The sequence below is a fragment of the Fictibacillus nanhaiensis genome (assembly GCF_023715445.1).
Classification (GTDB): Bacteria; Bacillota; Bacilli; order Bacillales; family Fictibacillaceae; genus Fictibacillus; species Fictibacillus nanhaiensis_D.
Genome location: NZ_JAMBOD010000004.1, coordinates 253,264 through 278,993, shown reverse-complemented (window position 1 = coordinate 278,993; position 25,730 = coordinate 253,264). Strand labels below are relative to the sequence as shown.

Below are 25,730 nucleotides of genomic sequence, written 5' to 3'. Positions count from 1 at the left end.
GCTCCATAGAACTTATTTCTTTTAAGGAGGATATGATATGAAAACCAAGTCAGTAAAAGAACCCATCCGCAAAAAATGGATCTGGATTCTGTTGTTTATCAACGCTGTGTTAATCGTCCCCTGGTATTTTCCGAAGGGAGCGGTTGAACCTTTTGTCTTTGGATTTCCACTCTGGGCATTTATTTCTACCTTTTTCACACTCATCATGGGAGCTTATCTAAGCTGGCTCTGTATCTCTCAATGGAACATCGTTGAGGAGGAAGAGGAAAACGCTAAGAGAAAGGAGGATGTGAAGCATGGATAATTTAACCTTCGCCGGCATGGACGGCATTATTATCTTAAGTGTGTTTGCGATTGTTATGCTCGTAATTGGGTATTATTCTGGTAAAGGTGATACGAATCTTCATCATAGTCTATCAGGCTACTATTTGGCAGGAAGAAATCTCGGTTTCATCGCTTTGTTCTTCACCCTTTACGCGACACAGTACAGTGGGAATACCATTGTCGGTTATGCGCCGACAGGCTACCGTACAGGCTTCTCATGGCTGCAGTCGATCTCGTTCATGACGATCATTATCGGAATCTATCTGTTATTCGCGCCAAGACTTTATGTGGTGTCTAAGCGCCGGAACTTTGTAACGCCAACAGATTGGCTAGAGTTTCGTTTTAAGTCAAAGGCTGTGACATTATTAAGTATCTTTCTGATGTTATGGGGTCTAGGAAACTATCTTTTGGAGCAGCTGGTCGCGATCGGACAAGCTGTAGCGGGTATGACAGGCGGAACGATTCCTTATGAGATTGCCGTTGTTGTATTCGTACTCGTTATGCTTGCCTATGAGTGGATGGGAGGCATGAAGGCTGTAGCGTTCACGGATGTCATGCAGGGTATCGTGCTCATGATCGGGATCTTCGTATTCTTGGCTGGTGCGCTGTACTTGGTTGGAGGCAACTTTGCTGAAGTAACACGTTACATCGCAGATAATGAACCTGCAAAACTCGGTGTACCGCCGATGGAAGTGTCTGTCAACTGGTTCAGTATGCTCGTGCTTGTGGGGTTAGGGGCTTCCATTTACCCCCATGCGGTGCAGCGTATCTATTCTGCTGAAAGTGAAAGAACGTTAAAGAAGTCTTTCGCTCGCATGGCGTGGATGCCGCCGATCACAACGGGTCTTGTGTTTGTTGTCGGGATCATCGGAATCATGCTTTTCCCAGGATTGGATACAGCGGGGTCTGAGCAATTAGTAGGATTGATGGCAAATAAAATCGCTGCGATCAACGGGTTTTATTATTGGATGATGATCATCTTCTTCGGTGGAATCGTTGCGGCGATTATCTCTACGGCAGACTCCGTGCTGCTGAGTTTTTCATCGATGTTATCGAACGATGTATACGGTAAGTTTGTAAATCCAGGAGCTACTGAACACAAGAAAGTCATGGTAGGAAAAATCGGCGGAATCATCGCGATCTTCTTCCTTTTAATGATCGCATGGAATCCTCCAGGCACACTTTATCAGATTTTTGTGTTAAAGTTTGAGCTCCTCGTGCAAGTATTCCCTGCTTTTGTTCTCGGTCTTTACTGGAAACGTCTAGCCGCAAAACCTGTGTTCTGGGGAATGCTTATAGGTGCTATAGTAGCAGGGTTGTTGACGTTAACAGGCTATAAGACAGTGTTCGGCATCCATGGCGGAGTAATCGGGCTTACGATAAACTTTGTCGTTTGTATCGTTGGTTCGATGCTAGTTACGGTCTCTGCTGAAAAATCATTGAAGAAGGACGAACTTGCAGTGCTGGAGCTGGAAGCGTAGTACAATAGATTAAAAAAAGAGTTGAAGCAGACATGGCAAATTTGAGTTTGAGCGTTAAGCGTATTCGTCTTGAGCCGCATTGGCAGATGCTGATCTGGCTCTTGATTGTTCAAATATTGGTTGCCTTTGTAGGGCGAGGACTTGTCCCGCTTGGTGTATTGATTGGAGCAGATTTGTCACTGACAAAAGCTCAAATCGGCATGCTCCCAGCGGGTCTCTTTTTAGGACAGGCATTGGCTTCCATTCCTGCCGGTTTCTTAGTGGACCGGCTCGGATCCAGGAAGCTTCTGCTCGTTCTTTCCATGTGTTTAGGATGCGGATTTATTTTCTCGACCTTTTTTACACATTTCTGGTCGATGCTTATATTCGTGGTCATCGGCGGGGTTGGATACGGAGCCATGCACCCGGTATCGAACAGAGGAATCATCTATTGGTTCACACAAACACAGCGCGGAACTGCGATGGGCATTAAACAGATGGGCGTCACACTCGGATCTGCATTATCGGCCGTGATCTTACTTCCCGTCGGAGCATCCTATGGCTGGCGGACGGCAGTTATCGGTGCAGCCATGCTCTTAATTCTGACTGGCGTTTTATCCTTTTTTCAATACCGGGATTCAAGCACCGCACCACAAAGTAACGATCAGCGGCTTTCTGTTTTTTATAAGTCGATGTGGAGTATGATTCGGAATCGGCCATTGTTGCTCGTTAGTTTAAGTGCGCTCGGGCTGAACGGAGCGCAAATGTGCTTGAACACATATCTCGTACTTTTCGCTTATGAAAAGATGGGGATATCGCTGTTTTTGTCAGGCTTGCTCCTTGTCATTTCTGAAGCATGCGGGTCGTTCGGAAGGGTAGCTTGGGGCGTGATCAGTGACCGCGTTTTTAATGGAGAAAGAGTGGTCATTGTTATCGTGATCGTCATCATTTCTGCTCTATCCAGCAGTACGTTGGCGTTGTTGCCTGAACATACGCCGTTTGGATTTCTGGTTCCGATCATTGCGGTCTTTGGGTTTGCCGTTTCAGGGTTCAACGGGATCTGGATGAACCTGGCGAGTGAGCTGGTTCCGCCTGAGCAAGCTGGGATTTCGAGTGGATTAAGCATTACGATCGGTTCACTTGGCGTCATAGCGGCACCGCCTTTCTTCGGCTTTATGGTGGACCTGAACGGCAGCTACACATCAGGCTGGTTTTTTATCACAGTGCTGTTATGTATCGTTTTTGCAATTCTATTAGTTCTGTTAAACGTAAATAAAAAGAGAAAAGCGAGGGTGAGTGAACGTGCAATTTGATCCGAAAGAGCTGGCAGAAAAGGATGTATATAAACTATTGATAGGCTCAGTCGTGCCAAGACCGATTGCCTGGGTATCGACTATTTCAACAGAGGGAGTGGTCAACTTGGCGCCGTTTAGCTTTTTTAACGTAGCCTCCAGAAACCCTCCTATGCTTTGTATATCGATAGGACCTGGAGTGGGTGAGAGAGAAGGAACGGAAAAAGACACACTCGTAAACATACGGAATCAAAAAGAGTTCGTCATCAATGTGGTCCCGTCATCCTTGGGGAATGAGATGCAAAAGACATCTGAAAACCTTCCGAGTAATTTCGATGAGTTTAAAGCAGCGGGACTGACAACATTGGACAGCACCATTGTAAAACCGAAGCGAGTAAAAGAAGCGCCGATTCAGATGGAATGTCAGCTAGAGCAGATCATTCAGCTCGGCAGCGATCATTTGGTGATCGGAAGAATGATTCGTTATCATATCAATGACGATTATTACCTTGGCAATTATAAAGTGGACCTTGAGAAGCTGCAGCCGCTCGGCAGGTTAGCAGGGAACTATAGCGAAAGCAGAGAATTCTTTTCGCTGCCGAGGTAAGTAAAGAAGCTTAAGGAGAATGATCCTTAAGCTTTTTCTTATTGTTTAGGAAATTATAAAATCACTAGACTTGTGGATAGTTGTTCGTTAAAATGTTCGTATCATTTTTTGGAGAACGGATATGAGTAAAAACAGATACAAAAACGGTGTCATTAAACAAATTTTGAAAGACCACTTTGATGGCTTTTGGAATCTTCATGACACAAGATTCCCAGAAGCGTATCGGAAAGATATTAAAGAAACGGTGTGGAAAGCTATTCGATGTGGTACACGTGATTTGGGTTATTCGCGATAAGAATGTTTAGGCTGCGAAGGAAAACCAGATCCTGTCTTTGTCTGCTTTACATGCAAAAGTCGCTTCTGTCATAAATGCGGTAAAAAGTATACGGATGACTGGTCAGATAAACAACAGGAAATGATTTTTAATGTACCGCATCGGCATATGGTATTTACCGTACCCAAGGAGTTAAGAAACATATTTTTTCAGGATCGGAAAAAGCTGAATGAACTAGCCAAGAAAGCAGCTGAAGTCTTTCAGTTTTATTATCATCGAAAAAGTAAAAAAAGAGGGCTTCAAGTAGGCGTGATTACTGTTATACATACATTCGGAAGGGATTTGAAATTTAATCCGCATATCCACGCCTTAGTAACAGAAGGAGCTATTGATAATAAAAATGAGTGGGTACCGAGTGACTTTATTCCGTATGATTTTTTACGAAAATCATGGCAGAAATTATTACTGGATATGGCCAAACAATGGTTTCCTGATCATCCAGCAGTTATTCAGCTCATCAATGAACTCTACCGGCGTTACCCGAAAGGGTTTTACGTCAATGCCGAACAAAAGATGAAAGATGCGAAAGGAGCTGCCAAATACATCGGAAGGTATTTGGCTAGACCAGCTGTCGCTGAATATCGTATTGAAGAATACGATGGAAATCTTGTTCGTTTTTGGTATGAAGACCATCAAACAGGGAAAAGGGTGGATAAAAAAGTATCTGTCTTTCGCTTTCTCTTTGATCTTCTTCAGCACATTTCCCCCAAGCATTTTCGAATGGTTGGTCGTTTTGGTTTGTACAGCCGAAGAGCTTACAAAAAAGCCAAGGCTGTATTAAGCCTGCGCTCGTTTATGAGAACGAAACAAATCCAATGGGTACTTGAGCGGAAACAAAGAAAGAAGAGTTATCGACAAAGAATGATTGAAGCGTTTGATGTGGATCCGTTTAAATGTCCTCATTGTCAACAGCGAATGGACTTGATTGAAATCTGGCATTCTCGATACGGATACTTGTATCATTACATGGAAGGTATGGAATGCATAAAAGGATGGAGGTCGAATAACAATGACAACCAAAAAAGAGCAGGATGAGTTGAATAAGGATTTTTTTAAATCGCTCGAAGAGGAAGATCCGTTTGGTTTAAATGAGGAAATAAAAACAATCACATTTACGTGCAAGGATTGTCATGAAGAAGATGATGTTCCTGATTTTGTCGTGGCTGAATTTGGGCTAGACAAAAAGAAAGGGGAAGAAGTGGAAGTCCAGTGTCCAAGTTGTGGAGGCACTATGATTCAAGCGAGAAAAAATCCCAAGTGAATAGCTTCACTTGGGACGTCATAAAGTCGCGTTAGCGATTTTGTTCTTTATAGATGTAACAGAAGGAACTATCCACTTTTAGTAGTATGTAAGTATTTTAGATAGGAGGAGGGTTTTTGTTGAATAGAAGAACTTTAGTGGTATCAACCATACCAGGGTATGAAGAAGAAATTGGGCGATGGCTTTGGTGCTTAGAAGATGTTCGCCGTACACTAAAAAAAGAATTAATGGGAATCAGCCAAGATGTGCTCGATAAAAAGATGGATGAAAGGCAAACCATCGGATCTCTTCTATATCACATTGCATTGATCGAGGCAGATTGGTTATATGAAGAAGTCCTCTGTTCAGAATGGGATCCAGACATACGGTCATTGTTCCCTTTAAAAGTCAGTTCTGAAAATGGCTTACTAACTGAAATTAAGGGACAAAGCTTAGATGACCATTTTTATCGCCTAGATAAGGTTCGTGAAGTCTTTCTTTCCCACTTTCGTTCCATGGACATAGCGAATTGGCGTAAACCGAGGGTGCTCGAACATTATGATGTCACACCTGAGTGGGTGGTATATCATTTGATCGAACACGAAGCCCATCATAGAGGTCAGATTTTCCAGTTGCTTCGGGAATTACGGAACAATTAAGAATTCAATTCGTTTTATGGGGGCTTCTTTTTGTAAAAATTGATCTATTAATCATTTGAACAACCTTTACACCAACCAAACACTTTCTCCAAATAGGATTGATATGCTGTCAGTGGTATACCAGTACATGACAATCGGAGGGGTTTGGAATGAGTTCAAAACAAGTAAATCGACGTGATTTTATTAAAATTGGGGGAGCGAGTACGCTTGCATTAACACTTAGCTCTCTTGGGGACACGACTTCACTATTCAACAAATCAGCACATGCTGATAATCAGGAAGAAAAGGTTCTTCGCTTCCATTCAAACGGTAAGTTCAAGGTCGTTCAGTTCAATGATACCCAAGACGACGAACGCATTGACCGCCGTACGTTAGAACTCATGGAAAAAGTGCTCGATGCAGAGAAACCTGATTTTGTTGTATTGAACGGTGACAATATTACAGGCGGATGTGACACGCCTCTTGAGATGAAACAGGCGATGAACAATATTGCCCAGCCGATGGAAAAGCGGGGAATCAGGTGGGCGGTTACGTTTGGAAACCACGATGAGGATTCTACGCAAAAGAGCGGAATCGATGAAAGTCAGATGCTAGAGTTTTACAGATCATACGAACACAACTTAAACCAAAAGGGTGCCAAACATATAACAGGAACGGGCAACATGAATCTCTTGATCTGGGATGCCGATGCGAAGAAAGCTGCTTTCAACCTTTGGCTGCTAGACAGTGGACGTTATGCACCAAAAACAATCGCCGGACAAGACTTTCAAGGTTATCCGACATGGGACTGGCTTCGTTTTGACCAAGTAAGCTGGTATAACGAGATGTCTCAAAGAATAGAAAACAGATTTGGCTATAAAGTACCTTCCCTCATGTTCATACATATTCCGTTATGGGAGCATCGTTATATGTGGTATGCGAGCGTCGACAGTCGTACGGAAGCAGATCATGCGCGTGCAGTGGAGAAGCATCAGATTACGGGTGAGAGAAACGAAGATGAGTGTCCTGGCCCGATCAACAGCGGATTGTTTTCCGCCATGCAGCATAGAGGAGATGTAAAAGGAGTCTTCTGCGGACATGATCATATCAACACATATGCCGGAAACTATTACGGGATCATGCTCGGTTACGGAGGAAGTGCCGGGTTTGGAACATATGGACTTCCTGGTGCAGAGAAGAACAGACTCCGTGGGGCGAGGGTGTTCAATCTGGATTTGAATCATGAGAACGTTCTAGCCGAAACGCACATGGTGTTCGCGAAGGATTACGGCATCGATTTAACGGCTAATGACCAAAGTATGGATCCAGCAACGCTTCCAGAGAAGAAGCAAACGGTAAAAGCATAAATAATTTTGAAATCGAGTAAACCAAGATGGTATTACTCGATTTTTTATTTTTTCTATTTACATATAAAAAATAACATCTAAAATGATTAAGGGTTTAAAAAATTAAACGGGGGATCAATATAGATGGGGCAAAAAAACGATAATGAAGATAAAAAAGTGAAAAAGTGGTTAATCATTCTTGTATTACTTTATGTTTTAGCAATCTCTTTGAAATGTATTGTCGGATCTTGGTGGAATATCATTCTACTCATCCTTATTCTCTGCACCGCAATATGGTGCTATAAAAGAAAGAAGAAACATCAAACGCATAAGAGAGGAACATTCCTTATCCTACTATTTGCCTTGTTATTAGCCTGGAAAGTAATACCTTGCGCTTGGCATACACATTTAACAATCGTAGAAGAAACTCCAGAAGACCAAAAACAAAGGGAGTTAGAAGAAGAAGCGGCACTTAAAAAGTTCGAAGAGGAACAAAAAAGAGCCCAAGAAGAGCGTGATAGATTGGCGGCAGAACAAGAAGCAGAAGAAAAAAATAAGCCACAACCTAAGCCAGAGCCTAAACCTGCAAGACCGGTTTATAACTTTAAAGAAGATAAAGATTGTAGCGATTTTAGTAGTTCAACTGAAGCCACAGCTTTTATGAAAGCATCTAAAGCAGCAGGATTTGGAGATCATCGTTTAGATTATAATCACGATGGTATCGCTTGTAATTAAATTAATTTCCCTATTATCTTGTGCTATTAAATGAAATGGCTCTAAATAAATCTAATCCGAGTGTCTAATTATATACACAGAAAGCCTGAGAACTAATACTTCTCAGGCTTTTTCTTTTCTGATTGTAGATTGTAGTCATAAGAAATACATTAGGATGATTGGAAAAAAGCAAAATCAAACCTTTCAGGTTTGGTTTGTGTTAAAAGTTTATCTCACATAAAATTCAGGTGGTTCGAGCCCAAGTATTCGTAGATATGTATAGCCCTGGCCTCTGTGATGAATCTCATTTTCCAAGGCGTATTGAAGTCTTGCAAAATGACTTTGCTCAGGTCCGAAGAAAGGGTCCTTCACAACGATGCTGAGTCTTTCTTCATTCATTTCTTCCCACATTTTTCTTGTCTCTTCACGGATCTCATTACTTATTTTGATCAGATCTTCTTTTGTTGCAACCCCTTCAAACACATCTTTATATTCCCATTTGTCTAGCGCGATTCCCTGCATATAGCCGTATTCGATATTTACAATTTCTTTCACCATTTCAGCAAAAGGACGAAGCTTCTCGTCTGGGGTATAACTGAATAATTTACCTTCTGGAAAAGCTTCTATCACACGAATCGTCAATCTTCTGTTTCCTTCCAAAACCTCAAAGAAATCGTTCTTCGTCAGGAACATATTTGCACTCTCCTTCAGTTTTTTTCTCTTTAAGAAGTTCAACTGAAACGGTTAAAGTCCTGTCATTTTTTGATTAAAAAAGTATTCTCAAAGAATCCATGTTGACATTTATATTTTTTTATTTTACAGTAAACCATATGGTTAACTATAACAGAGATGAACTTGATCAAGTATTTTCGGTTTTAGCGGATCCAACGAGAAGAGCAATCATTAAAGAGCTGTCAAAAGGTGAGAACACCGTCAAGAAGATGGCAGCTGCATATGACATGTCTTTGCCAGGCTTTACGAAGCATTTGAAAATCATGGAGAATGCTGGGCTAGTATCTTTTAGAAAGGTGGGAAAATATAAGTACTATTATCTTCAACCAAAAGGCATAGATTATGCGACCGAATGGCTGAATGAATTAAGCTCGTATTGGAAGAACCAATTATCTAGCTTGGAAAAATATTTATTAGAAAACAGGGAGGAAGACAACGATGATCACGATGAATAGTACGCAAGACTTTACACTTCAGTTAAATCACACGTATCCGGTTAAAAGAGAAAGAGTATTTAACGCATGGACGAAATCAGAACAACTGGCACAATGGTGGGGACCAGAAGGCTTTAAAACAACGATCGAAGAGATGAACGTGGAAACTGGCGGAAACTATAAATTCAACATGCATGCTCCAGATGGAGAGACACATGTTTTAACGGGTCAATACATAGAGATTGTCCCAAATGAAAAGCTGGTATTTACATGGAAATGGGAAAACGGAGATGCTGCGTTCCCGTCCACTACTGTAACAATCGATTTCCTGGATAAAGGAGACTCCACTGAAGTGGTCGTTACACATACAGATCTTCCAAGCGAAGAAGCTGCTAACAACCATAACTTTGGCTGGACAAGTTCTTTAGAAGAAAGCTTGAAAGTCTATTTAGGCCAAAAGTAAATAGGAGGGGAACCATTCTCTGCTGAGGAAAAATACAATCAAATTGTCGAACATTTAAAAGTGACCGCGAATGTTTCAAAAGGGTCCATGTTTGGTGCAAAATGTATCAAAAGTTATGTGAAAGCAGAGATCCAATCGTTAGTCCCTTCTAAGCTCGTCGAATGGAAAGTGATAAACTCCATGCACCAAAAAAAAGTGGATTTTCGAACTTGCGAGATTGGGAAGGAACATTGATTCGCTTTGAAATCGAACACGTTTCAGAAAATGAATCAGTGCTGCACTTTACCCATTGGGACTTACGAAAGAACTTGAATGTTATCAAGTTTGTGAGAATGGATGGTTCTCCTATCTTTCAAATTTAAAGGATCTTCTTGTGAATGGGCAGGGAAAACCTTATTTAGACGATAGGGAAAATAATATGGCTTCGACAGAAATGAATCGTTAGGTTAATAGTAAAAGAGGAAGTATTTCATCAAAGTGATGGAATGCTTCTTTTTGTTATGAATTATAAAATTTATGGGATCCAAAGTGGTGTGGTCGGACTTACCTTAAACTATATCAATTTGCATCGTCGGTTCGGTTCTCGTTCCGGTATCTTCTGAAAAAATCATTGAAAAAGGTCGTACCTGTTGTACTTGAGCTAGAAGCAGAGTACAACTGAGGGCGTTATACAACGCTACCGTATATGATTAAATGTAAAATAATTTAATTAAATATTCATACAATCATTTACTTTATCACTTTACTGCGGTATAGTTTTATCAAACCTACCCCCTTTAGAAGGCTATTTAAAAAATAGTATTCTTTTTTAGTCCTTTTATCGTCTTAATTAAGAAGAAGGTGCAATGAAAAAAGTCAAAAAGACCTTGGCAGCTATCATACCTAGGTCTTTTTTTAAGCTTTTTTTGGAACGACTAAAGGTCACCCTCCGATCACCACAAATATAAGCCAAGCGAGTCCTGGTCCGAAAGCTACGACGAGGGCAGTAACAAGTAATAGTTGTTTGAAAAACACTCGTTCGTTCACGCCTTGAACATTTGCGAGAAGCAACGCCCCGTTTGTTGAGAAAGGACTTAAGTCAACAATGCTGGAGGCAATAGCAATCGCAGAGACAACACCGATTGATGAAATAGCCGGATCCTGCAGGATAGGAGCCGCAAGCGGAATTAGTGCTGCAAGCATTCCTGTAGTTGAGGCGAACGCCGAGACAAATCCTCCGACATAGGACGCAGAAAGAGCCGCGATGACTGGGTCTCCTACACTGGCTATTAATTCTGTAACATATTCAATGGTTCCAATTGCTTCCAGTACTCCAACGTATGTCACGATTCCAGTAATAAGAAGGATTACCGACCATGGCATTTTTCCAAGGACTGCAGATTGTTGTTTCGGAGCAATCAATGCCAGGACCAATCCGATGATGAACGCAGCAAATCCAATGTTGACTTTAAAGCCAAGAGCTAGCACGACAAGGGCAACTAACCCTAGAAGAGTAACTCCTTTATAGAATGTCAAACCGTATTCTTGTTTATCTATGTTGTTTTCGGCATTTATGTCTAAGGCAGCTGCTACTTGTACCTCAGTACTGGTTTTTCTTTTAAACATACGTAAACCGCCAAGAGCGATAAATATAAGCATCGACACGACTACTCCATAAATAAAAGCATTTATGAAGAGCATTCCTGGAGAGAATGGAAGATTCCGAGACTCCATGACACCATTCACAATCACTCCATAGGGATTTAGCGGAGAAAAGGAACCGGCTGTCGACCCGATAACAACCATTACACCCATCAAAAGAGGGTTAATGTTGTATTGAAAAGCAAAGCGCATCGAAATGGGAGCCAGGATTGCAATAGCAGCCGGACCTAACGTACCGACACCGGTCAAAAGCGTGCAAAGTGAAAACATAACCCAAGGGATTAAACCGAGATTTCCTTTAACTAAGCGAAGTCCCCAGCCTGTGATCAAATCAACAGTCCCATTATTCTGAACAATAGAAAAAAGGTAGGTGACACCTGCAAGGAGAACAAAGAGGTCCCCTGGAAATCCGCTAAAGATATCATCAACACTCATCCCACTGACCAAAGAACCGACCACAAAAGCCGCGACAAAACCCAATATGCCAAGGTTAATTGGCAAGAAAGCCCCAATCACAAACATTAATAAAAGTACAATAATACTAATAAGTTCTAAACTCATATTAACTTCCTCCTATTCTTAAATAATGTTTTAAAGTTAGGGGGAAGGACATGATGAAGGAAGAATTGTTGAGACTTGTCCCCCGACAGAAAAATGATTATATACAGAAAACGGATCGAACCCTATATACACCCTCTTTCTTTTAAAATGAATGCGCTTACAAAACAAAAGATTCAACAGTCGACTATATTTCTATCATTATATTAATCGCAATGTTTTAGAATTGCAATCAGTTTTTATAATATTCCGAAAATATTGAATAGTATTATTTTATGTTGTATAATCAAAAACGACAGTCGACCAATTAGTAATTCTTCAATGGAGGTTACCCTATGAGTACTATAGATCTTAAGAAAAATGCGCTTTCCAATCATATTGCAGAACATATAATAGAGCAGATCGTAACCGGGGAATTAAAACCAGGAGAAAAACTGATCGAACTTTCGTATGCTGAGGAATTTGGAATTAGTAAAGCCCCGGTAAGAGAAGCTATTTATTTGCTGACAATGGAGGGCCTGGTTGAAAAAATCCCAAGAAAAGGTGCTGTTGTAAAAGGGTATACAACGAGCGAAATTCATGATCTGCTCGAAATTCGCATCATGTTGGAATCACTTTCAATGAAACGAATAGCAGAATGCGGAGTAGATTCAGAGATTATTAATAAAATGGAGTCTCTATTAGCAGAGATGCAAGAACAGAAGGAGATCGGTGTCTATACACAATTGAACCACTCCTTTCATATGTGTCTGATCGAAATGAGTAAAAGTGAGGTAATCCATAACGTTTATTCTCGATTGAAACATCCGCTTCAACGAATACAGAATCTATCTTTTTCGGGAGAGGGGAATATAAAAAAATCAGTTGCCGAACATGAAATCATCGTAAAACTATTAAAACAAGGAAACGTTTTAGATGCTTCTAGAGTATTAAAGAAACATAATCAAGACGTCATAGAGAGTATTCAACAATGGTTAAATAAAGGGATTTAGTTAGGGGATTTTATATTTCTACAAAAATACTAACCTACTTTCATAAAATCACCTTAAAGGAAAGGAGGTAATGGGGTGAAATCGGCCTTTTTATTCCCTGGTCAAGGTTCCCAAAAAGCCGGAATGCTCCACGATTTACCACAGCATACGTCCATATTAAAGACTCTGCTGGAAGCCAATGAGGTTCTTAATCAAGACGTTTTGTTATGGGATACAGAGGAAGCCCTTCAATCTACTGTTGCTGTACAGGTTGCGCTGCTCACTGCGGAAGTGGCGACTGCTCGCGCTTTAATGTCTGAAGGAGCAACACCTGATATGGTTGCTGGACATTCCGTTGGATCGTTCAGTGCTGCGGTTATTGCGGGAGTACTAGACTTTAAGGATGCGCTCCTGTTGGTAAAAAAGCGGGGAGAGTTGATGGAAAGCGCTTATCCTCACGGGTATGGTATGGGTGTTGTGCTAGGTTTAAATGAGCGCACCCTACTACCGATCATTGAAGAGATCTCTACTTCTACCCATCCTGTTTTCCTAGCCAATGTAAACGCTCCTGACCAGATCACAATCGCAGGCAAGCTTTCGGCAATCGGGGATGTCTTTGAGCTGGCCCGCCGTAAAGGTGCAAGAAAAGCACAATTCCTAAATGTAAGTGTTCCGTCTCACTGTCCACTCCTTCAATTTGTCTCTGAAGCGCTAGGGAAAGCTTTAGAGGATATTTCGTTCCATGAGCCTCGTATTCCGTATGCAGGAAATCGTACAGCTCGGGCATTAAGGAAGGCTAATGCTATTCGGGAAGATCTCGCCCTTAGTATTTCGAATCCAGTCCGTTGGTATGATGCCACTTCTGTGTTGTTTGAATTAGGGGCGCGTCTTTATGTAGAAATGTCGCCCGGGAGTGTGCTGACAGAGCTAGCGAGAAGTGCATTTACTGATGCACGTTCACTTTCTGTTTCAGAGTTTGGCTTACAAACAGCTTCTATTTTAATCCAACGAGAAAAGGCAAGATCAGTTTGAACTATCTATAAGTAGGAGAGGGGAGAGGTACTTTATGTTTGATACAAATCAGGAAACTGTACGTTCTTGGACAAAACGTCAGGATGAAAAAGCGATAAAAATTTCAAAAGTAGAACACATAGCGAAGAACAGGGTAATCCCGACAGATCGAATAGTAGAAGCTCTCGAGCTATTAATTTCTCCAGGTGACAGGGTCGTTTTAGAAGGGAATAACCAAAAGCAAGCTTCGTTCCTATCAGCTTCACTTGCGGAAGTTGACCCGGGAAAAGTGAATCAACTACATATGATCATGTCTAGTATTTCTCGACCGGAGCATCTGGATATCTTTGAAAGAGGAGTGGCAGAAAAAATAGATTTCTCATACGCAGGTCCTCAAAGCCTGCGTGTGGCACAAATGATAGAAGATGGAATGTTAAAAATGGGGGAAATCCATACGTATTTGGAGTTATATGGACGCCTTTTTGTTGACCTTATTCCAAACGTGGTACTCGTAGCGGCGGATAAAGCAGACATAAACGGAAACCTGTACACAGGGCCAAATACAGAAGAGACACCGACTATTATTGAGGCAGCTGCCTTTAAAGATGGCATTGTAATCGTTCAAGTAAACGAACTTGTGGAGGAATTGCCGCGTGTTGATATTCCGGGTACTTGGGTTGATTTTATTGTTGAAGCACAAAAGCCATATCAGCTAGAAGCGCTTTTTACAAGGGATCCGAAGCATATTACAGAACTTCAGATCCTCATGGGTATGATGGCCATACGAGGTATCTATGAAAAGCATAATGTTCAGTCTTTGAATCATGGGATCGGCTTTAATACAGCTGCTATTGAGCTCCTTTTGCCTACGTATGGAGAGCAGCTTGGTTTAAAAGGGAAGATCTGCAAAAACTGGGTACTCAATCCCCATCCTACTTTAATCCCCGCTATAGAAAGTGGTTGGGTGGAAAGCATTCACTGTTTTGGCGGGGAAGTCGGAATGGAGCAGTATGTGGCAGCTCGTCCTGACGTTTTTTTTACGGGACGTGATGGCAGTTTGAGATCAAATCGTACTTTGAGTCAGGTTGCAGGTCAGTATGCAACGGATATGTTTATCGGATCCTCCTTACAGATCGACCAATATGGAAACTCTTCTACTGTTACCTCAGGACGGTTATCTGGATTCGGTGGGGCTCCGAACATGGGACATGACCCAAGAGGAAGACGTCATTCTACGCCTGCTTGGCTAGATTTAGTCACAGGTGATGATCAGCTTGCCCGGGGGAGAAAATTGGTCGTACAAATGGTAGAAACACACCAGGCAGGAAACGTTCCTGTATTTGTGGAGTCCCTCGATGCGATTAGTGTGGCACGCACCGCTAATTTATCTACAACACCTGTTATGATTTACGGCGATGATGTTACTCATGTTGTCACAGAGGAAGGAATTGCTTATTTATATAAAGCCCAAAGTTTAGAAGAACGCCGTCATGCACTTGCCGCGATAGCGGGTGTAACACCGATCGGAATGAAACATGACACAAAACGTACTGAAAAGTTGCGTCAGGATGGGCTCGTAGCCTTGCCGGAAGACTTAGGTATCAGGCGAACGGATGCAAAAAGAACCCTTTTAGCCGCCAAAAGTGTTGAGGACCTCGTGGAGTGGTCAGGTGGTTTATATAACCCCCCTGATAAATTCAGGAGTTGCTATTGATGGCGATTGTTCAAAAGAAAGGGAAAAACGAGACTCTTTTCTGTGACCGTCTCGCTTATTTTGCTGTAACGGCACTCATAGATGAAGCGATGCTTACCCCTAAACCCGGTTTAGTAGATAAGGAGAGTAAAGGGGCTCATACCGACATGTCCATAGATTTAATGCTAAAGTCTGCATATGCTCTGCAATCTACTTTTGCTGAAATGGCTGAAGCAAGTATAGGGCAATTCCCCAGTCAGGATTTGCGGGTGAAATTGGCTGAAATCGGTCGGCGTGGTGAACAAATCATGTTTCAAACGACAAACGGGGTAAACACACATAAAGGAGCCATTTGGGCTTTAGGATTATTAACAGCAAGTGCGGCGATTCATGGACCACATGTATCCCCTCAGAAGATTGCTCAAACAGCGGGTGAAATAGCCAAATACAAAGATCGATGTACATCTGAATTCATAACGAATGGATTAAAGGTGAAAAAGAAGTACGGTATTTCAGGTGCAACGGGAGAGGCGCAACAAGGATTTCCTCATATCGTCCATATTGCACTTCCTGTATTATGGAGAGCTCGTAAAAAGGGGTTATCTGAAACAACTGCTAGATTAGATGCCCTTCTCTCGATAATCGCTCATCTTGATGATACATGCATTTTGCACCGGGGAGGAACGGATGCTCTGTCTGTTGCAAAAGCGGGAGCTAAGACTGTATTAGATGTTGGAGGTTCATCTTCTCTAGAAGGAGGAAGAGCTCTTGTAGATTTGGATCGAATGCTTCTCTCCTATAACGCTTCACCTGGTGGCAGTGCAGATTTATTGGCTGGGACTTTGTTTTTAGATCGTTTACAGGTGCTTTCTAAATAATGGAGGTGTTTTCGTTGGAAACATTAACTTTTGAATATAATGCCACAAGAACCATTCATCAACGATCACATGTTGGAGTTGTAGGGTCTGGCGATTTGGAAGTATTGCTTGAACCATCTAGTAATGGACAAGCGCAAATAACGATTCGAACGGGCAGTGAGGGATTTGGGGATGCTTGGAAAGCTGTATTAGATCGATTCTTCTTGGTGAATGATATCGCAGCCAAAGTGACCATCAATGATTTTGGAGCGACCCCAGGAGTGGTTAACTTGAGACTGGCACAGGCACTGGAGGTGAGTCAAGATGTCCCCAATCACCAAAAATAGCTTGATCGAATTAAATGCCAGGGATAGGGTAAAGGCAGTATTAGATGAAGGATCCTTTCGGGAATTACTGGGACCGTTTGATGGCCTTGAATCTCCTCATCTTCCTCCACAGGGTATTGTTCCGCAAAGTGATGATGGTGTTGTCATTGGCCGTGGGCAGATTGATGGAGAAGAGGCTGTTGTGATTTCAATAGAAGGATCTTTCCAAGGCGGAGGAATTGGTGAAGTATCGGGAGCCAAGATCGCCGGAAGCTTAGAACTGGCTCTCCGTGATAATAAAAAAGGTATAAAAACACTTCCAGTCATGCTATTTGATACGGGGGGCGTTCGACTTCAAGAAGCCAACTACGGACTCCTTTCCATTTCAGAGATTGGGGCAGCTGTAATAGCCCTTCGTCAACATGTCCCTGTTGTTGGAGTGATTCCGGGCAATGTAGGCTGCTTCGGAGGAATGTCAATTACAGCGGGATTGTTTAGTCATTTGATCATGACGAAGGGAGCAAGGTTTGGGCTAAATGGGCCAGAAGTAATCGAGCAAGAGGCAGGGATAGAAGAGTTTGATTCAAGTGACCGCCCGCTTATCTGGGGGACGATTGGCGGGACACAACGTTTTTCTACTGGATTTGTAGATGAACTTGTAGATGACGATGTGACCGAGATTAGAAAAGCGGTTCAACAAGCTTTTTTTGATAAAGGAAAAGAAATCAACAAAACCGAGCAAGTTGACTTTTATCGTCATTTCCTGAGTCAAATTGATCCTTCAAAACCAATCGATCCACAAACGATTCGGGAGTTATGGAAACAAGTAAGAAATGCAGATATTCCAAAAGAGGTAGATGTCCATTCATTTCCCGAATTAGATATGCCAAATAGCCGGGGAAGGGCTTGGTTTAAAGCTTTATCTGGTATTGAAGAGCCTAAAGGTAATATTCCATCCGTTCTTTATGGGGATTCTATTTTAGGAAAAGAACGTGTTCGTTATATCTCTGTTGTTCCGAACCCCTATAATCGTTTTCCTCGTGCCCGGCATGGAGAGGTTGGACTTGATGAAGGATGGGCGATCGCGAAATGTGTTCGTGATGCAGTAGAAAAAGATAAAAATGGTGACCCCCGGGCCATTGTGGCAATCGTAGATGTCCCAAGCCAAGCTTACGGATATCGAGAAGAGCTACTCGGGATTCATTTTGCTTTAGCAGCAGCCGTGGATTCTTATTCAACGGCACGGTTAGCAGGACATCCAGTAATTTCATTGATCGTTGGTAACGCCATTTCTGGTGCCTTCTTAGCCCATGGGTATCAATCAAACCGCATTTTAGCTCTTAACGATGATGGTGTAAATGTTCACGCGATGTCAAAGCAGTCTGCTGCTCGTATTACACGTCGCAGTATTCGGGATTTAGAAGAAGCCACTCGGAGAGTTCCAGCGATGGCTTATGATGTTACCTCCTATTCTTCACTTGGTGCTCTTTATGAACTTATTGATGGAATCGATGCAGATACACCAGGAGAACAAGATATTCAGACGATAAAAGATAAACTAACGGACGCAATTGTTGACACACGCTCTCGTCCTCATGACTTAAGCAATCGTTTACTGACAAAAGAGGCGATAAATGGTGGCCGTACAGCTTCTATCAAAACCCGTAAATTGTTGGAGCAACAATGGAATTCCATCCACATGATTTACTCAAGCTGAAGGGTGAAGAGGATTTGATATGTGATTCTCCTCTACCAGATTGGGTGAAGGAATCTCTTAGTAGAGCACCCTTTGTCGTTGTTCGCCGGGCTCCATTAATGAAGAAATTAGTACCGATCGGAATAAGGGGAGAATCGCGATCCGAACGGTTTGCAGCTTTTATCCCCTATGACAAAATTTTAGAAACGATTACTCCAGAACAGCTCGTAGAGAAAACATCATGGAAACAGAATCAGCGTTTTCATTGTATTGATGCACTACAATCACTTCCTCATGTAAGTAAAACACTATCCCGGTTTTCTGTTCGTTGGGGGCCAACAGGAAGTGTTGGTTTTGAGCTGGCGAGTAATGTCTATACAGCTAAACCGACCAGTGATTTAGACCTTGTCGTAAGGACACCAAGCTTGTTACCAATGGAACTTGCCGTGGATTTGAGAACTCAACTCTGTAAGGTTAAGGTCGGGGTAGATGTACAACTTGAAACACCAAAAGGTGCGATATCGCTAGATGAATATTCCAAAGGGAAAAGTCCTGTTTTGTTACGTACTGAAAATGGTCCGCAGCTTGTGAAAATTCAAGAAATATGGAACACCTGAGAGAATACCAAGCGATATTGATAAATTAAAATTATGCATAGTACGATAGATTAAAAAAAGAGTTGAAGCAGAAATGGCAAATTTAAGTTTGAGCGTTAAACGTAGTCGTCTTGAGCCACAAACGCGGATGCTAATCTGGCTCTTGATTGTTCAAATAATGGTTGCTTTTGTAGGACGAGGACTTGTCCCGCTTGGTGTATTGATTGGAGCTGACCTTTCTCTCACGAAAGCTCAGATTGGCATACCTTACGAACAGTAGCGGCCGATTCCTAATCATTCCCCACATCGATTTATAAAAAACAGACAGCCTTTGATCGTTACTGCCTTGTGGTGCAGTTTAATAAAAAGAGAAAAGCGAGGCTCAGTGAACATGCAGTTTGATCCAAAAGAGCTAATAGATGGTGGATCTCGAAAAGTTGCAGACGCTTGGCCGGTTTGCCGGGAATTATTGTGATAGCAGGGAATTCTTTTTGCTGCCGAGATAAAGAAGAAGGGACTGACTCCTTTTGGTGCCAGTCCCTATTCCATTTGGATCCTGTAGAGAGATTCTGATGGGGTCTATGAACTAAAGTTGCTTGGCTATGAACCAAACTAGTATTGCTATGAACCAAAATAAAGACTCTATGAACCAAACCACTGACTTTGAACCAAAGTGAATGCTCTATGAACCAAATCTCTTTTTTTACTTGATAATCCCTCTTCAGTTATGCAGACTTCCTTGTAATCTGGGATGTGGCCGGAAGTGTCCGATCGGGATTTGGAGCAAACTGGTTTTTCCTTTTTCGTTCAGTTTATAGAATTCATCATACAAATGTACATCAAATCCCAGGATGGGATGGCCTCCCATATTCAATGCCGAAGCAGCCAGCAGCAAGTGATAAGACAGAATGCCAGCTTCCATGTGTTGGATACGATGACCTCGATATCCATAGGAACTTTTGTAATGCGCATTATCTCCAATGATGTTGAAGGAAAGCGGAATTTGCGCCATGTTGACAAAATCAGATAACAGTCCATCTTGCAAAGCGCTGCGAAAATCTCCGGATTGAATAGGTTTTAATGCATGTGTGGATCCATGATAAGTATAAGCGCCATTTGGCAAGCCTTCTATGTTATACGTACAACAATTAATTGAGACTCGGTAAGGCGGCTTCTGAAAAGCATGATCCAGGTCATTTCGGTAAGAACTCGTTGAGATCGTTTCGAATAAAAGAGCGGACAACGTTTCTTGATTTATGGGCTTTAGAACAAAATCCATTCCAGGTGAATATCGCCTTCGACAGGCGGAAGAGAAATCATAAGACAACGGATGAACACGGGGCAGCCTGATACACGAGCTGCCTGACTCTTCTTTCTTTTCTTCTTTCATTTGCAGATGGGATGAGATCGCGTCCATCATGCACGCTTCATTCATCTTGATCAGCATCGGATATTCCCTGATTTCCTTGGAACGGACGTAATGTTTAGGTTTTAGTGGTTCCAATTCGCTGCATAATTTTTCAGCAGTGGAAGACTTCTCTGCATCATGACTTTGAAACCAGTTCATCTCTCGGTAGACCGAAAGCGGAATAACCGCATACACACTTTCTTCTATATCAGTAATACCTAAAAGGTGTTGGATGGCGCGATCAAGAAAGTGATAGTAGACTCCCGATTCAAAACCGAGTCGCTTTCCAACTTCCAGCAGTTGACCGGTCACAAATCCGGAATCCAACCCTTGCAGGCGGTAAGAGAAGTTATGGTATTTGAAAAAATTCTTCCAAAAAAACGTCGAGATAAAGACAGTGCCAAATGAGGAGGAGATGTCACAGCGATTGCCTAGAGCCCTCTTTAAGTAGCTATCAAAATTGCCTTCCCTCAAACAAACTAAACGATGGTGTGCGGCGTCATAATGATAGATGCCTTCCGGAAGATCCTCGATTTTTAAATATAGATAAAGTTCGTTTGGATACAGTGCACCACCGGATGGAACAAAGCGCCGGCATGTTGTCCATGCTTCCGTATGACCGGCAAAAGGCATCGAATCGCTAAATTGTGTGAGCCCGAAGGTATACCAAAGAAAGTGACTGATCTCTTTTAGATTTGGTTTTGAATTTCTTTCCTTTTGTTCGAGATGAAATGGAATGTCTGCGGATAGTTCAACGACAGGCAACCCTTGGTAAAGTTTATAAGGAAGGGGAGCGTCGTCCCAGTTCACCACCCAGTCAGGGGGGGTTACTTTGTCTGTTTCATAATGAAGTTTATGCAAAAACTCATCGAGGTTCATTCCTTTTCCCCCTTTACACTGGTTATGGAAACCACTCGTTATGGAAATGGATGAGGATACGGATTGAGCTCACTGAATGTCAGCGGCTTTTTCACAATCCCTAGTTTCGCTGGTACGTTCAACACCCGGTCCAGCCCTTCTAGCCGGGTAAGGTGGTGTCCAAATGTCATGGGCAGCATCCCAGGTATCACTACTTTTACACAATATAGTCCATTTCGTTTAAGTTCAGGACTTGTTTGATCCACTACAATGACCTCGAGCTTCAGCTGTTGAAAAACATCTAAGATTGCCTTTAGATCATCTAAAAGATCGGCTGATTTACGAACCGGACGAAATTCCTGGTGAAAGTCCTTTACGAGCCGCCGATCGAGCAGGAAGTACAAGCGTTTCTCAGCTTCTTTTAAACCGTACAGCATCGAATGGTCTTCCATTTGCTGAACGAGATGCGAATGTTTATACATCTGTTCATATTTCTCCCTGTTCTTTTCAAATGTATCGTCCATGGTGAGAAGCATGCCTGAGAGTTCCTGGACAGCTCCTTTTACAGCTCTTATTGGATCGATGTGGGCTCCTGATGCACATAAGAGATTCAAGCCTTTTTCCTTCGTGTTTTTGGCCATGGCCCAAATGCTGGGAATGCCATTCTCGGTAGTCGCATTAAATAAATGCACCTCAAATCCGGTCACTGCGTTTATGCGCTGGATCATGAGTTGCAGCTCTTGGTCGTCTATGGATTTATTATCAAGACGAGGAATAGGAAGCTGGCCATACCACGTCATAAGAAACGAATCCCGCTCCACAATTTCAAAAATACCGTAAAGAATAGCCTCCTCTAAGCTTCCGCCCACTGCGCAGCCGTTTGACGTTTCATAAACAAACCCTTCTCCGCACCCTAAGCTGTAATAAGCAAACATCTCTGGAACTAAGATCGGCCGGTTCTGTGTTAAAGAATAACCCCAAACCCAATGAATCGAACGATTATCCAATGGCGTGAAAGGAAAGCCGGGCATTTCATATTGTTTCTCAGTGTGAAGTCCTATGGATTGAGGGTTAAGCGCATGCTTTTCCACCTTAGAATAAGGTTCATACACAACCGTTTGTTTACCCCTTGGTCCATAACCGCAATGTCTCTCCAGTCCTTCTAAAATGCCTGAAAGTTCGCTTTGAGCATAAGAATGAGTGCGCCCGGCATTTAACTCATTTCCTGTCAGCAAAGGAAGATTGACGATCGTATCAGCAAAAGGGGAGATGAAGTCATATCTTTTGTAATTAAGAAGACCGGTCCTGCTATCTAAGTAATCCCTGCTTAAAACTTTCTCCAGATCGTCTAACGAGCGGCAGCGATAGCTATCGATTGTGATCTTTGGACTTGGTTTCAGTACTATTTTAGCGGCATCAGCTGTATCCTCCGGAAGATCACCACACATATGGCAGTATGGATCAGGCAGAAAGAAATGATAAGAAAGCCTGAAGGTGTCTAGATGAAGAAGCAGTACATGCTCATACGTGCGGGCTTCTTCTCCTTTAAAAAATCGATGAACTTCTTCTGTAATGAGATAGGAAGCTTGCGATATTCCTAGATTGGTAGCCCATGGGTCTTGTTGGATATCACGTTGATTCGTCTTATATTCTTTGATTTGGAATTGTTCTTTCCGGTCTGGCCCCGTCATAAAACGGCGCAGATCCGCACACTGCGAACAACCCTGTTTGTCAGGAAGAACAAGCGGGCCAATGTTTGCTTCACCAAATGATACGAATCCCCGAAGCCAAGGAATGCCACTGGAACGAAAGACCTCATCTGCTTCTCGATGTTCAAATGGGACCCAGGAATCATGTAGCACTAACGCTAGATTCTCTTGATTTGGAACGGCATCCTCTATAGAGTGCCAACGAGTAATTTGATAGAATCCAGTCAATTGTTTGTTAACATAGTCAGCTAACATTCCTTTTCCGATAATGGCGATAGAGTGGCTCATGTAAGTTCCTCCTCGCTTACCGTAATCCCAAATATGCCAGCCGTATTCTCTTCAAAAACTGACTCCACATGGAGAGTAAAGAACTGTGCCTGCATTTTATTCTTTTTTAATGTGTGTATTGCCGAAGAGAATGTTTCTTGAAGTGTATGCTCTTCAAAAGAAGGACTTTGAACATCATGTAGTGCATTCTTCTGTAAAACAGTGGAGGAAACCACAACGCCATAGGGGTTACGTGAGGTTCCTTTATTTTGCGAATCCATCAAAGCAGTCTGTAATGCTCTGCTTAAAGCGATCTTCATATTTAACCCAACACTTCCATACCATTTACCGTTCGAACCAACCCAAACGACAGGAAGACCGAATAATTCTTGACCTGAATAGAGTTCAGTTTCAGGCCTCAAAGTTGATAAAGCCTGCAAAAAAAATGGGGAACGATGTTCTTTTACGAGACTTAAGTCTATTTTAGATGTTAAGACAACCCCGTTATGTGTTTGTTTCACAAATCCTTCATGCAGTCCATTTTGCAGTGCCCTGCATAGCCCTTCTAAGACGGTTGCCCCCGTTCCTACACCCCATAATGAAGGATGTTCGGATTGAAGAAAATAATTCCTCACATATGTTTCAATTCCAACGAGACCTGCCTCTAGACGGGCTTCTTCATGCGTGAGGCCTGAACAGACAATCTCGGGATGAAGTTGGGCAGGGCCGTCTGATCGAGGATCGGCCACCTGTACTTTACATTGTGACAATGGAAGCTGCAGCAAGTCTTCTTCTTCCCAAAGATGAAAAACACCTGATTCTTTTGAAGTTATCTTATAAAACAAGGAATACAAGTCCTTCTTCTGGTTATTAGCTTTCTCTAGAAATGCAAGCGGGTCTTTAATCGCTTCTGTATGAATACGACCAGTTACAAGAGGGTGTGGGATAAAGGTGATCCAGTTTCCTTCGAGCGTTTCCATGTTAAGCTGGTAAAAGGGTCTTTCTTTTTTTTCCTTCTGTACGCCGGTGATTTCTTTAAAAAGCTCAAAAACGGCCACATTTGCTAATAGTGCACCAGTTGTTGGTGAGGATGCATGAGAACCACTGCTTTCTTCATTCGGACGCTGGTGCAGCCTGCGGTAGGCAGACTCCCAGCAGTATTCTGATTCAGCTGAAACGAACGGTCCGGCAAAAGCTAATTCTTTTATAATCGTAATGGGAAGAAAATGCTTCCTTTGTTCTCTGCAAATCCCTTGAATGGTACGAAGTTGAGTTAAATCACTGTCCCTTGATCCATATAGTATGAAATCAAAGGATTCTAGCATTTTCCGCCATACCTGATTCTCTGGATGTAAGATGGTGATCTCCGTATCAGGTTCTGATTGGCTGGCTTCTTCTATCATCTCATTCAAACGGGGCATTTCACTTTGGCATGAATCAGTTTGGATGATGCTAAATTTAGGGTGCCCTGATTGAATCAACGATTGAACGAGAGAGAGGAGAATAGGCCCTGATCCTATAACAGCCACATTCGACTGACGATAGACTTGAAAACGGTACCCGCCGGAATCACTAACATGATTTACATATTCGATTTGGGAAGCGTATTTAGTCAGAATGCGGTCTGGAAGCTGATGGGGGAGATCCCCGCTGACATCACGGACAAAGCCGTTTTCATATAGAACCTGTGCGATTTTATACACTTGGTCTTTGTAAGAACCGGGTAAACCATCCGTTATATATGCAAGGGTATGGTTTCCGTCGAATATGGGAATTAATTTTTCAAGCCATTGGTCTATCGTGCTTCCTTCCATCCTTATAGAGGTTACGTTGTTCCGAAGATAGACACCTTTATTCGATTCTGGAAAAACAAATGTATCTCTATTCACCTTCAAACACATAGAAGGATGTAATGCTTGCATGGTACCCCTCCTTTTCAGAAACTCAACATCTTTTGCATCATTTATTTCTATGGATTCCTTGTGTCAATTATGTCTATCCAACGAAAAAAGCCCTGCAGGAATACATACAGGGCAAGCCTTTTTTAAAAATTTCAAGGGGATTTTATTGCGATTAGCTACTAACTCAGCGGCCATGTCCGCCGCCACAACGACCTCCACAACCTCCGCAACGACCGCCGCAGTTATGACCACCGCAGCCTCCGCAACGAGCACAACGGCCACCACAGCCGCCGCAGCCGCCACAGCCACCGCAGCCACCGCAGCCTCCGCAAAAACCTATACAGAAGAAACCGAAACCGAGACCGCCGCAGAAACCAACGCACAGTCGAGCGGAATCATTTGTATTTTGATCCTGCGGATATTGCGGTGTACCACCGCTGACATGGAAATCACCAGTATTTAATCCATTAAGATCCCATTGGTGTTTCTTATCCAATAAAAACACCTCCTCATCTATTTGTCAGATATCCAAACAAATTGAGAAGAATCGCCAGAATAGACATATGACTACTGAAAAATCTCCTCAAGTTCCTCATGATAAAATATGTACTTCTATCACGTTTGGTCAATCTTTATCAGAAAATTGGGGGAATG

Annotated in this window: 24 protein-coding genes and 1 pseudogene; 20 read left to right on the top strand and 5 right to left on the bottom strand. The window is 42.4% G+C overall.

Annotated features, from left to right (window positions below):
* Nucleotides 1-37 precede the first annotated feature (37 nt).
* The 9 genes and pseudogenes from M3196_RS13685 (at nucleotide 38) to M3196_RS13640 (ending at nucleotide 7,976) form a co-directional block, all read left to right on the top strand.
* Complete coding sequence (locus M3196_RS13685) at nucleotides 38-304, top strand: hypothetical protein (protein ID WP_251322878.1); 267 nt, start codon at nucleotides 38-40, stop codon at nucleotides 302-304.
* Complete coding sequence (locus M3196_RS13680; protein ID WP_251322877.1) at nucleotides 297-1,805, top strand: sodium:solute symporter family protein; 1,509 nt, start codon at nucleotides 297-299, stop codon at nucleotides 1,803-1,805. The genes M3196_RS13685 and M3196_RS13680 overlap by 8 nt, the downstream gene beginning before the upstream one ends.
* 32 nt (nucleotides 1,806-1,837) lie before the next feature.
* Nucleotides 1,838-3,097 carry an MFS transporter gene (locus M3196_RS13675; RefSeq protein WP_251322876.1) on the top strand — a complete coding sequence of 420 codons (1,260 nt, stop codon included), beginning with the start codon at nucleotides 1,838-1,840 and terminating at the stop codon, nucleotides 3,095-3,097.
* The gene (locus tag M3196_RS13670) at nucleotides 3,087-3,683 is read left to right on the top strand and encodes a flavin reductase family protein (RefSeq protein WP_251322875.1); all 597 of its coding nucleotides are present in this window, start codon (nucleotides 3,087-3,089) and stop codon (nucleotides 3,681-3,683) included. Before M3196_RS13675 ends, M3196_RS13670 begins: the two co-directional genes overlap by 11 nt.
* A gap of 121 nt (nucleotides 3,684-3,804) precedes the next feature.
* Nucleotides 3,805-5,052: pseudogene (locus M3196_RS13660) on the top strand (IS91 family transposase).
* A complete protein-coding gene (locus tag M3196_RS13655; protein ID WP_251322872.1) occupies nucleotides 5,027-5,278 on the top strand; it encodes a hypothetical protein in 252 nt (83 codons plus the stop codon). The pseudogene M3196_RS13660 and the gene M3196_RS13655 overlap by 26 nt, the downstream one beginning before the upstream one ends.
* Nucleotides 5,279-5,397: 119 nt before the next feature.
* The gene (locus M3196_RS13650; RefSeq protein ID WP_251322871.1) at nucleotides 5,398-5,916 is read left to right on the top strand and encodes a DinB family protein; all 519 of its coding nucleotides are present in this window, start codon (nucleotides 5,398-5,400) and stop codon (nucleotides 5,914-5,916) included.
* Nucleotides 5,917-6,065: 149 nt separating this feature from the next.
* Nucleotides 6,066-7,262 (top strand): metallophosphoesterase family protein, encoded by a 1,197-nt coding sequence (locus tag M3196_RS13645; protein ID WP_251322870.1) that lies wholly within the window; start codon nucleotides 6,066-6,068, stop codon nucleotides 7,260-7,262.
* Nucleotides 7,263-7,385: 123 nt separating this feature from the next.
* Nucleotides 7,386-7,976: an excalibur calcium-binding domain-containing protein gene (locus M3196_RS13640; protein ID WP_251322869.1), complete on the top strand. Its 591-nt coding sequence runs from the start codon at nucleotides 7,386-7,388 to the stop codon at nucleotides 7,974-7,976.
* A 207-nt stretch (nucleotides 7,977-8,183) separates the two neighbouring features.
* On the opposite strand, the gene M3196_RS13635 is transcribed toward M3196_RS13640, so the two are convergent.
* Nucleotides 8,184-8,648, bottom strand: a complete 465-nt coding sequence (locus M3196_RS13635; RefSeq protein WP_251322868.1) for a DinB family protein — start codon at nucleotides 8,646-8,648, stop codon at nucleotides 8,184-8,186.
* 137 nt (nucleotides 8,649-8,785) lie between these two features.
* Between M3196_RS13635 and M3196_RS13630 the strand changes: the two genes are divergently transcribed.
* Together M3196_RS13630 and M3196_RS13625 are read left to right on the top strand one after the other, a co-directional pair.
* A complete protein-coding gene (locus M3196_RS13630; RefSeq protein ID WP_251322867.1) occupies nucleotides 8,786-9,142 on the top strand; it encodes an ArsR/SmtB family transcription factor in 357 nt (118 codons plus the stop codon).
* Nucleotides 9,126-9,584: an SRPBCC family protein gene (locus tag M3196_RS13625; protein WP_251322866.1), complete on the top strand. Its 459-nt coding sequence runs from the start codon at nucleotides 9,126-9,128 to the stop codon at nucleotides 9,582-9,584. The genes M3196_RS13630 and M3196_RS13625 overlap by 17 nt, the downstream gene beginning before the upstream one ends.
* Before the next feature lie 921 nt (nucleotides 9,585-10,505).
* Here M3196_RS13625 and M3196_RS13620 read toward each other — a convergent pair.
* Complete coding sequence (locus M3196_RS13620; protein ID WP_251322865.1) at nucleotides 10,506-11,786, bottom strand: SLC13 family permease; 1,281 nt, start codon at nucleotides 11,784-11,786, stop codon at nucleotides 10,506-10,508.
* Between the two features lie 332 nt (nucleotides 11,787-12,118).
* On the opposite strand from M3196_RS13620, the gene M3196_RS13615 reads away from it, so the two are divergent.
* The 8 genes from M3196_RS13615 to M3196_RS13580 all read left to right on the top strand — a co-directional run bounded on the left by M3196_RS13615 (nucleotide 12,119) and on the right by M3196_RS13580 (nucleotide 19,213).
* Complete coding sequence (locus M3196_RS13615; RefSeq protein WP_251322864.1) at nucleotides 12,119-12,775, top strand: GntR family transcriptional regulator; 657 nt, start codon at nucleotides 12,119-12,121, stop codon at nucleotides 12,773-12,775.
* Nucleotides 12,776-12,850: 75 nt separating this feature from the next.
* On the top strand, nucleotides 12,851-13,786 hold the full coding sequence (gene mdcH / locus M3196_RS13610; protein WP_251322863.1) for a malonate decarboxylase subunit epsilon: 936 nt from the start codon (nucleotides 12,851-12,853) through the stop codon (nucleotides 13,784-13,786).
* Between the two features lie 34 nt (nucleotides 13,787-13,820).
* Nucleotides 13,821-15,479, top strand: a complete 1,659-nt coding sequence (gene mdcA, locus M3196_RS13605; RefSeq protein WP_251322862.1) for a malonate decarboxylase subunit alpha — start codon at nucleotides 13,821-13,823, stop codon at nucleotides 15,477-15,479.
* Nucleotides 15,479-16,336, top strand: coding sequence for a triphosphoribosyl-dephospho-CoA synthase (locus tag M3196_RS13600; protein WP_251322861.1), 858 nt, complete (start codon nucleotides 15,479-15,481; stop codon nucleotides 16,334-16,336). Before mdcA ends, M3196_RS13600 begins: the two co-directional genes overlap by 1 nt.
* Before the next feature lie 14 nt (nucleotides 16,337-16,350).
* On the top strand, nucleotides 16,351-16,662 hold the full coding sequence (locus tag M3196_RS13595; protein WP_251322902.1) for a malonate decarboxylase subunit delta: 312 nt from the start codon (nucleotides 16,351-16,353) through the stop codon (nucleotides 16,660-16,662).
* The gene (mdcD, locus tag M3196_RS13590; protein WP_251322860.1) at nucleotides 16,640-18,358 is read left to right on the top strand and encodes a biotin-independent malonate decarboxylase subunit beta; all 1,719 of its coding nucleotides are present in this window, start codon (nucleotides 16,640-16,642) and stop codon (nucleotides 18,356-18,358) included. The genes M3196_RS13595 and mdcD overlap by 23 nt, the downstream gene beginning before the upstream one ends.
* Nucleotides 18,325-18,954 carry a malonate decarboxylase holo-ACP synthase gene (locus tag M3196_RS13585; RefSeq protein WP_251322859.1) on the top strand — a complete coding sequence of 210 codons (630 nt, stop codon included), beginning with the start codon at nucleotides 18,325-18,327 and terminating at the stop codon, nucleotides 18,952-18,954. The genes mdcD and M3196_RS13585 overlap by 34 nt, the downstream gene beginning before the upstream one ends.
* Before the next feature lie 73 nt (nucleotides 18,955-19,027).
* Complete coding sequence (locus M3196_RS13580) at nucleotides 19,028-19,213, top strand: hypothetical protein (RefSeq protein WP_251322858.1); 186 nt, start codon at nucleotides 19,028-19,030, stop codon at nucleotides 19,211-19,213.
* Between the two features lie 441 nt (nucleotides 19,214-19,654).
* Here M3196_RS13580 and M3196_RS13575 read toward each other — a convergent pair whose 3' ends face one another.
* The 3 genes from M3196_RS13575 to M3196_RS13565 are packed head-to-tail and all read right to left on the bottom strand — an operon-like array spanning nucleotide 19,655 to nucleotide 25,097.
* Nucleotides 19,655-21,220, bottom strand: coding sequence for a SagB family peptide dehydrogenase (locus M3196_RS13575; protein WP_251322857.1), 1,566 nt, complete (start codon nucleotides 21,218-21,220; stop codon nucleotides 19,655-19,657).
* 38 nt (nucleotides 21,221-21,258) lie between these two features.
* Complete coding sequence (locus M3196_RS13570) at nucleotides 21,259-23,196, bottom strand: TOMM precursor leader peptide-binding protein (RefSeq protein WP_251322856.1); 1,938 nt, start codon at nucleotides 23,194-23,196, stop codon at nucleotides 21,259-21,261.
* Nucleotides 23,193-25,097: a putative thiazole-containing bacteriocin maturation protein gene (locus M3196_RS13565; protein ID WP_251322855.1), complete on the bottom strand. Its 1,905-nt coding sequence runs from the start codon at nucleotides 25,095-25,097 to the stop codon at nucleotides 23,193-23,195. The genes M3196_RS13570 and M3196_RS13565 overlap by 4 nt, the downstream gene beginning before the upstream one ends.
* Here M3196_RS13565 and M3196_RS13560 point away from each other — a divergent pair.
* Nucleotides 25,096-25,539, top strand: a complete 444-nt coding sequence (locus tag M3196_RS13560; RefSeq protein WP_251322854.1) for a hypothetical protein — start codon at nucleotides 25,096-25,098, stop codon at nucleotides 25,537-25,539. The two genes, M3196_RS13565 and M3196_RS13560, sit on opposite strands and share 2 nt — an antisense overlap.
* Nucleotides 25,540-25,730 lie beyond the last annotated feature (191 nt).